The sequence below is a fragment of the Kordia sp. genome (assembly GCF_050633145.1).
In the GTDB taxonomy this organism is placed as follows: Bacteria; Bacteroidota; Bacteroidia; order Flavobacteriales; family Flavobacteriaceae; genus Kordia.
This window is the reverse complement of record NZ_JBOEFY010000083.1, coordinates 1-4,935: the sequence shown is the minus strand read 5'-3', so window position 1 is coordinate 4,935 and position 4,935 is coordinate 1. Positions and strand designations below refer to the sequence as shown.

General features: G+C 37.0%; 2 protein-coding genes. Both read right to left on the bottom strand.

Going from position 1 to position 4,935, the window contains the following annotated elements; all coding sequences use genetic code 11:
- The coding region (locus ACRBBL_RS26555; RefSeq protein WP_431372138.1) for a GEVED domain-containing protein at nt 1-2,539 on the bottom strand (2,539 nt) is incomplete at its 3' end.
- A 360-nt stretch (nt 2,540-2,899) separates the two neighbouring features.
- Nucleotides 2,900-4,935 (bottom strand): T9SS sorting signal type C domain-containing protein (locus ACRBBL_RS26550; protein WP_431372137.1); only part of this gene is annotated, 2,036 nt, incomplete at its 5' end.

Below are 4,935 nucleotides of genomic sequence, written 5' to 3'. Positions count from 1 at the left end.
CATCTATTAAAAATACATCTTCCACATCTCCAGAAACAGATATTTCTAACATATCATTTTCTCCACAAACTACTCTGCTTGATATATCTGGCGTGATAGTTACTGTTGGTATTGGATTGTGTTTTGCTACTATAGGTTCACGTACCCAAGATTCGCAGCTACCATCATATACTGTAACATAATATGTAGTTGTTGTTGATATAGATGGAGTTGTCCAGTTTCCATTATTTGTTTGTGCTACCATTGTTCCTCCAGTTTCAGCATCATACCATCTGTATCTTGAAAATCCTGTAACACTTGATGTTACTAATAAATCTACCGTTCCATCTCCACAAGTTTCTCCATCAGTTATTGAAGTAATTAGCGCATCACAATATGGCTCCACGGTAAAGAGGTAATCTTCTGCTTCTCCCAAACGATCAATCGTAGATCCTGTATCTACAAAGTTTTCACATGAGTTAAAGTCGTATGTACTATCGTAATCAAAGATTGAGTAATCATATCCTGTATAGTTTCGTATTCGCAATCTATAATCTCCCGCAACTGTTCCAAGTGGAATTACAAAACCAAATGTAGTGGTTGTTGTTGCAATTCCGTTAGTATCATATACTTTTTCTGTAGCTTCATCAAACACATCATCTTCATCCCAATCGACCCAAGCTTTCCAAGCACATCTAAAAGGCGCTTCTACATATACATTGACACCTTCTCCTTCAACCTGTCTTGATAAGGTAGCTAACCCAGTAAAATCTTGATATCCTGTACTAAAACCAGAACCTGCATTGGTTACATCTTCTAAAGTTCCTAAAAAGGCAACCTCATCTATATACATTGTGCCTGGTGTATCTGTTGTTGGTTGACAAGGTCCTGGAATGATTACTGGTGTTGTAACACAGATATCAAAAGTTCCATTTCCTGCACCGCCATAACTATATACTCTTACATAATAAGTTGTTCCTATTGTTAAGCCTGTTGCATTGATAACTTCAGCATTACTTCCTGCTGTAGCATCAGCACAAGTTATATTGGTTCCATTACATGTGCCTGATCGTAAATCTAATACAAGATCACTTATAGTTCCTGGCGTTGCTGTTATATCATGGCTTGTCGCTGTTGCTACAAAACTATACCATACATCATCATCTGCATTTCCAGTTCCTCCATTACAAGTAATTGCTGCTATACTTTGGGTAGCATTCACTGTTGTCCCAGAAACACTTGTTGTACAGGTTGTTCCACTCACCGTTAAAGCTGTTGCATTAGCACAATCGTCATTTGCTGGAGGAGGTGATGTTATACAGATATCAAAAGTTCCTTCGTTTCCTGATCCTCCATAACTATACACACGTACATAGTAGGTATTTCCTGCTGTCAAACCAGTAGCATTAATAACTTCAGAACTACCTCCTGTTGTAGCATCTGCACAATCTACATTGGTTCCATTACAAGCTCCAGATAGTAATTCTACTACTGCATCTGTTAGTGTTCCTGCAGTTATGGTAATATCGTGAGTTGCTTGTGTAGCTACAAAACTATACCAAACATCATCGTCTGCATTTCCTGTAGATCCATTACAATTTATCGCCGCTATACTTTGTGTGGCATTTACGGTTGTACCAGTAACACTTGTTGTACAAGTTGCCCCACTTACGGTTAGTGCTGTTGCTCCTGCACAATCATTATTTGATGGAACTGGTGGAACAGGCGTTGTAACACAGATATCAAAGGTTCCTTCACTTCCAGAACCTCCATAACTATATATACGCGCATAATACGTTGTTCCTATTGTTAGTCCTGTTGCATTTAAAACTTCAGAGCCTCCACCGATTGTACTATCTTCGCAACTTATATTTGTACCATTACATGCTCCTGATCGTAGATCAATAACTGCATCTATTGTTGTAGTTACCGCAATATCATGGTTAGTTGCAGTAGCAACAAAACTATACCACACATCATCATCTGTATTTCCAGTTCCTCCATTACAAGTAATTCCGGCGATACTTTGAGTTGCACCTACTGTTGTTCCTGAAACACTAGTTACACAAGTTGATGTTGGGCTAACACTTAGTGATGTTGCGTTGGCACAATCATCGTTAGCAAGAGGAGTTGATAGTAACGTAACCACGATATCTCCATTGAGATTATCAGCAGTTGCACAATTATACCTATTCAAATGAATTCGGTAGTTTCCTGTAGTGGTTGGGGTAAAATCAATAGAAGCTTCAGTAGTATTACAAGCTGGACCATTATCATCATTGAAAGCGACTGAAGTTCCAGATGCATCTCTAACTGTCATTTGCGTGTCAAATCCAGATCCGCAATTTGAAAGTCTGTAAGTAGATCCAGCAATCATGTTAGTGACTTCGAAGTTTCTACGTCCACCATCATTTGCTGGTGGTGTACAACTAATACTGTTTCCTATTATTGTTGGGGCTGCTGTGCTGCAAGCATTTGTATTAATACCTGTACATTGAGCGGATACTTCAAAAAAACATAGGCACAAGACCGTTAGGGTCAATTGAAAGGTTAGTTTCATAGACTATAAAGATTTAGGGTGAACCGTAAATAAAATTATTGTTTACACTAGTTTTTGCTAGATGTATTTTAACGGATTTTATTTACACTTTGTCAAAACTAACATTATTTTTTTATAACAAAAAAAACTTATTGTGTTATTTTTAAGACTGTTACAAAAAAATAAATTAAACAGAAAAACATTGTTGTAATTTCTTTCAAACACTTGGTTTTACAGGAAATACCGTTTATTTTATGTACTATTTTTACTATAGTTTCTAAATGGCAATTGAAACTTTTTTCTCCTTTTATAAAAAGTAAAAGCACTCTTCATACTATTTTATGAAGAGTGCTTTTCTTTTGAAGCGTTTACTTTAATTAATTAGTAAATGATTTTTTGAATTTTCTGTTTGCCATTTGCCAAAACAACTTTCACAATCAGTGTACTATTAGTCGGTTTTAAATTAGTTATATCATATACTTCTTCATTGATATTTTTACGATCTAGTAAACGCTTTCCAAGAATATCATATATGGTAATTTCATCTATATGACTGTTGTATGCATGAACTTTGATTTGATTTTCGTTCGTCGTAATTACAATTCCTGTGTTAGAGTTAAATTCATCTATATCTAAAGTATTGTCATTCGTTTTTAAATATTTTAATATAAAACGATCTTCAAAGTCTCCAGCTTCTGAGGTAAAACTATATGGAGAAAGTCTTAAGTCATGAATCATACCTGTATATACATCTTCTACGTATATTTTCTGATCTGTATTTTCGAAGAGTCCATCCAATGCATTGATTGCGATGGTATAGTTTCCGCTTTGCGCGATTTTTACTCCTAACGGAACTTCATCTTCTTGATCAAAAGGTAGTGCTCTTCCTTGAATTGCCATTTTTTCTTCTCCTATGAGAGAATATATATGTGTTGGCGCATCACTTAAATTGTTTCCATCAAACAGACGATCTTGGTCATTTGATGCTCCAGTTATGTATCCAATTAATGCAGAAGATGCGGAGTTGTCTGATGAAATGATATCTAACCAAATTCTGTTTTTTTCAATGGTTGTTGTTGTTGTTGTTGTGCTTTCAAACTGTACATCTGCATTATCACTTGGTCTGTAGAATTGATCATTTGTATACGCTACACCACGCATTGAGTTGTTGAATTGAATGGTTGATGTTGCTGGTGCAGCATCGTCCATTAAAACAAAGAATGCTTGTCCTGCGGCAATGTTTCCATTGAAACCTACTGGGTTTGATCCTGTACTGTTGTATTGGATATAATCGTTTTCATTGTAGTTATATAAATAGTCACTGTAAAAAGGATCTCCATAGGCATTACTTGGTGAACTTAGGTGTCTCCACAAATATACCGTTCCAGTGATCGTAGATGGATTTGTATCATCTGTTATTACAGAAGCGTTTGCTGCGATGAATGCATCTGCTGAGATTGCTGATGGATATGGATTTCCAACTAAATTCCAATTGTCATCTAGCTCGGTTGCATTCGTGCTTCCTTGCCCTGGATAATCAACTCCTGTGTATGTTCCTCTGGTTACCGTTGTGTTGATGATTCCATTGTTTGGACGTCCTACAAATTCTGCCGTATTGGCAATACTTGTACCAGAAATACCGCGTATAATGTACCCGTTTCCGATTCCCATAGTTCCTGAAGCACTTTGCCATTCTCCATAGTTTCCGACTCCATTCCCTCCTACCGTTGGTGTCCATTGGTAGATATAACCTGCTCCTGTTCCTGGAGAAACATTTCCTAAATCAAATCCTTCTACAGCAGAAGACCAATATATATAATCGAATGCGTTGACTCCAACAGCCGTACGATCCATTTCTATATCTCCCGTGTTGTTATTGGATACTACATCTGTCACTTGAATAAGGTTTGCGCCATCTCGTACATGAAGTGTTCCACCGCTTTCTACACTGATCCAATCAGTAACTGTTATGGAAGAACCTGTTGTCATTTCTAAGTATCCTCCATTTTTTACAGTAATGTTTCTTGCTAAACCATCTCCTGTGGCTTGTGTATCTATAGAAAGTCCATTGTCTTTTATAATTACACAATCATCAGACGTAGGCACTATACCTTGCGACCAGTTAGCGGCTGTTCCCCAGGCATCGCCTGTACTATCAAAAACTCTTGTGTTGTTTGTTACATCAAAATCAGTACTTACTGCTCCGCAACCATTGGCTAAGTTTGCATCAATAGTAAATGAATAATCTGCTTCTTCTAACTGCGCTAGTGTTGGCATTGCATATACTGTTTCATAGCTTCCTGAAACATACGGCGTATCTCCAATGTTATCGTTATCTGTATCAATATATAGATCAATAATTCCTGACGGTGTCGTTGTCCAATCTACAGCAGTAACATCTTTGTCTCCAAATAGTT